General features: G+C 71.2%; 4 protein-coding genes and 1 pseudogene. 2 read left to right on the plus strand and 3 right to left on the minus strand.

Annotated features, from left to right (window positions below; translation table 11 throughout):
• Together ACWD3D_RS34655 and ACWD3D_RS34660 are read right to left on the minus strand one after the other, a co-directional pair.
• Positions 1-235, minus strand: a 235-nt coding sequence (locus ACWD3D_RS34655; protein WP_451464666.1) for an AMP-binding protein, incomplete at its 3' end; no start/stop codon positions are given.
• Positions 236-250: 15 nt separating this feature from the next.
• Complete coding sequence (locus ACWD3D_RS34660; RefSeq protein ID WP_451464663.1) at positions 251-1,084, minus strand: MHYT domain-containing protein; 834 nt, start codon at positions 1,082-1,084, stop codon at positions 251-253.
• Positions 1,085-1,364: 280 nt separating this feature from the next.
• On the opposite strand from ACWD3D_RS34660, the gene ACWD3D_RS34665 reads away from it, so the two are divergent.
• Complete coding sequence (locus ACWD3D_RS34665) at positions 1,365-1,964, plus strand: class I SAM-dependent methyltransferase (RefSeq protein ID WP_451464664.1); 600 nt, start codon at positions 1,365-1,367, stop codon at positions 1,962-1,964.
• Between the two features lie 110 nt (positions 1,965-2,074).
• Here the strand turns inward: ACWD3D_RS34665 and ACWD3D_RS34670 are convergent, their stop codons facing one another.
• A complete protein-coding gene (locus tag ACWD3D_RS34670) occupies positions 2,075-2,983 on the minus strand; it encodes an oxygenase MpaB family protein (RefSeq protein ID WP_451464665.1) in 909 nt (302 codons plus the stop codon).
• 204 nt (positions 2,984-3,187) lie between these two features.
• Between ACWD3D_RS34670 and ACWD3D_RS34675 the strand changes: the two are divergent.
• A pseudogene (locus ACWD3D_RS34675) lies at positions 3,188-3,499 on the plus strand (hypothetical protein); the annotation flags it as partial.
• Positions 3,500-3,600 lie beyond the last annotated feature (101 nt).

The raw sequence follows: 3,600 nt of genomic DNA on the forward strand, positions 1-3,600 counted from the left end.
TGCGGTGGGAGGAGAGGATGCCCTTGGGGCGTCCGGTGGAGCCGGAGGTGAACATCACGCAGGCGAGGTCGTCGCCCTGGATGGGCAGGCCGGGGCCCGCACCGGGGGTATGGGCCGGTCGTCGTGGGCGCCGGGCGCCTGGGTCGTACGGAGTGGGCGCATGGCCTCCTCGTTCCGGTCGGGAAAGGGGTGGTCGGGGGGCTGGTACGGGGGGGCTGGTACGGGGGGGGCTGATACGGCGACGGGCGGGTCAGGAGGTGACGGCCGTGGACGAATCGGCGGGCGTGGACGGGTCGGCGGACGTGGTGAGCCGGTCGGTGTGCCGGGCGCGTTCGGCGGAGACGGACGCGTAGGCGTCGGCGTCCCGCGCCGTGGGCGAGAGCGCGACGAACGCCGAGGTGAGGAAGAGATAGGAGCCGAGCCCGACGGTGAGGGGAAAGATGAACTGCATGGCCGTGGCCCCGGTCAGGGGCGCGGCGGACGGGGCGACCTCGACGCCGACCGCCAGCATCCCGGTGTAGTGCATGGAGCTCACGGCGGCGCCCATCACGAGGGAAGCGAGTATCACGGCTCCGGGCGTGTGGATGTTGAGGGCCGCCCAGAGGGCCACGGTGGCGGCGACGACGGCGATCACCACGGAGACCGCGACCATCACGGGGTTGTAGTGGACCTCGCCGTGCAGGTGGATGGCGGCCATGCCGAGGTAGTGCATGCTCGCGACGCCGACGCCGGTGGTGAGCCCGCCGGTCAGCAGAGCCCGTTCACGGTTGCGTCCGTGTCCCACGGCGAAGACGCCGATCCCGACGACCACCATGGCGACGACCAGGCTGAAGAGTGTCAGGCCCACGCCGTAGCGGATGTCGGTGCCGGTGACCCCGAAGCCGAGCATGGCGACGAAGTGCATCGTCCAGATACCGGTGCCGAGGGCAGATGCCGCGGTGAGCAGCCAGTTGCGCCGCGAACGGCCGGTGGTGTGCAGCGCGCGCACGGTGCACCGCAGGCCGAGCGCCGCGCCGATCGATGCCATCGCGTACGACAGCACGGGTGTCAGCCAGCCGAAGGTGGCGTGGTCCAGGTGTCCCATAAATCGGGGACGCTAGCCCGGCGAACGGTACGTGCCGGGGGCACACTTCGAAATTCACGGAATATGACAGATCGCCGTTCTGAAGCGATCGAAGAGTGGCCGATTCTGTCGCTCAAAGCCCGCCGACGGACGTCGCCGTTGTCATCATGAACTCGCCAAATACGCTCGTGCCGCTCGGAGATCCCCCACTTCGCGCGGCCTTCCCGGAGTGTTCCCCGCTCTCCGCGAACTCACTCCCCCCACAGTCCCGTTCCGGCCATCCAACCGCGATCATGTGCACATGAGCGATGAACGGACACATGTACGCGACTTCTTCACCGAGCGAGCGGCCGGCTGGGACAGCCGCTTCGCGGGCGACGGCCCTGCCTACGCTTCGGCGGTGAGCCTTCTCGGGCTGCGCCCCGGGGACGCGGTGCTCGACGCGGGCTGCGGTACGGGGCGGGCCCTGCCGGTCCTGCGCGAGGCGGTCGGCCCGTCCGGCACGGTTCTGGGCGCGGACCTGACACCCGCGATGCTCCGGGAGGCGGTACGGGCCCGGCGCGACCGGTACGCCGCGCTGCTTCTCGCCGACGTCGCGCACGTCCCGCTGCGCGAGGCGGCCCTGGACGCCGTGTTCGGCGCCGGACTGGTGTCCCACCTCGCCCGGCCGGAGGCCGGTCTGCGCGAACTGGCCCGAGTGGTGCGGCCGGGCGGCCGGCTCGCCCTCTTCCACCCGATCGGCAGGGCAGCCCTCGCCGCACGGCACGGTCGCGCTCTCACCGAGGACGACCTGCGCGCTGAGCCCAACCTCCGTTCGCTGCTGGCCCGTTCGGGGTGGCGGATGGACTCGTACACCGACGAGGACGACCGGTTCCTTTCCCTCGCCCACCGCACGCCGTGAGCGTTCCGGCCACTCCGTACGCCACCCCGGCGGCTCCGCGCATCGGGCCGCTGCGCACCCCGTACCCCGGCCGCGGAGCGGCAGGACCCAGGGCGGGCGGGCCCCCGGAATCACCCGGCGGCGGCGCCCCCGTCCGGTGCGCGGTGGTGCGGCACCGGGCAGCCACGGACTCCCGGCACGGGAAATGTCCCGAGCGCGGCCACCTCGTACCCGTCCGGGTATCCCTTGATCTCCGGGTTCTGGCGGCCGTAGTGCGGCCGGGAACGCGGCGGAAGAAGCCGGACCGCCCGCGCCCTGAGCCGCAGCGCCCCCCTGGTCAGGCCGCGCGCGAGGGCGCCCGGACGCCGGTAGCGGAAGGCGTCCAGCAACGCGTCGTCGAGGAGCGCGAGGCTCGCCCCGCGCACCAGCCGCGCCAGCGGCGCGGGGTACCACGAGGCCATCAGGTCCAAGGTGGCGTCGGAAACCTTCCTGGCGCCCTCGTCCCACCCGAAGTGGGCTTTCTCGTAGGCGTCGAGAGTCTTCTCGAACTCCTCGTAGGTGCGGGGCAGGTCCTTGATCCCCAGGTGAGCGCCGAGCGTACGGTAGTAGACGGCGCATGCCTGGCGCTCGTGGGCGGACATCCTGCGCCAGCCGTAGGCGTCCAGCCAACGCTTGGGGACCACGACGAAGGTGCAGAGCACGTACCGCATGTCGTCGTCGGCGATGTTGTAGCTGCGGTGCATGCCGTTGATCCGGCGGAGTGCCGTACGCCCTTCCTCGGAGTCGAACCCGTGCTCCACCACGGTGTCGAGCAGGAGCGACGTGTCGTCGTAGCGCTTCTGGGAACGGCCCGTCAGTTCTGTTGTCGTCGCGAGCAGTCGGCCGATCGCGGGCACGGCATAGGTGCGGTACAGAGCCAGTTCGAGCGCCCTGGTGACGTCCCAGGGGAATTCGAGTGTGACGCAGAGGCGGTAGATACGGAGGAAGTCCCTCTCGGGATCGAGGCTCTGGATTTCCTTCAGCCGGTCGTACCTCTTCACGCCCGCGTCCCTCCGTCGGCCCGGACCCCTCACTCTACGGCGGCCAGGAGCAGCACGGACCCGGACCGGAGGAGGGCCGCCCGGTCCGGAAGCCGGCGATCGACCGTCGCGCGAGGTCTCGACGGCGGGGTTACCGGGTAGTTAGGGTGCGCCGACGAAGCCGAAGAGGGCGACGGACGAGCATCGGGACCAGAGGAGGACACCGTGGCCGGGACGGACGACACGATCGCCGCCGACGACGACGCGCTGTACGTACTGACCGCGCTCCTGCTGACCCCGGCAAGCTTTCCCACCGTGCTGGGCGACGACTATCCGGCCGCGTGCGCGGCGCTCACCCTCGAACCGTACGAGGAGGGGTACGGCCTCGTACTCGGCCAGGACGGGGCGGGGGCCCGCTGGACCGTGGTGATCGAGGACGTCACCCTGGTCGCCGGCACCATCGCGGCCTGGGACTGCGGTATCGCTCAGGAACTCTCGCCCGACGACCGCACGGTCGTCTGCGCCCTGCCGGGCTGGTCCGAGCGAAGTCCTTCCGGACGGACGGGCGTTCGGTCCGGACCGTGCGCGCGGTGGACGGCATCGACCTGACGATCGGGGCCGGGGAGACGGTCGCACTG

The sequence above is a fragment of the Streptomyces sp. NPDC002690 genome (genome assembly GCF_053592415.1).

Excerpts from the sequence above, each read along its gene's own strand:
- ACWD3D_RS34665 (WP_451464664.1), top strand. The coding sequence starts at position 1,365 with ATGAGCGATGAACGGACACATGTACGCGACTTCTTCACCGAGCGAGCG.
- ACWD3D_RS34660 (WP_451464663.1), bottom strand. The coding sequence starts at position 1,084 with ATGGGACACCTGGACCACGCCACCTTCGGCTGGCTGACACCCGTGCTG.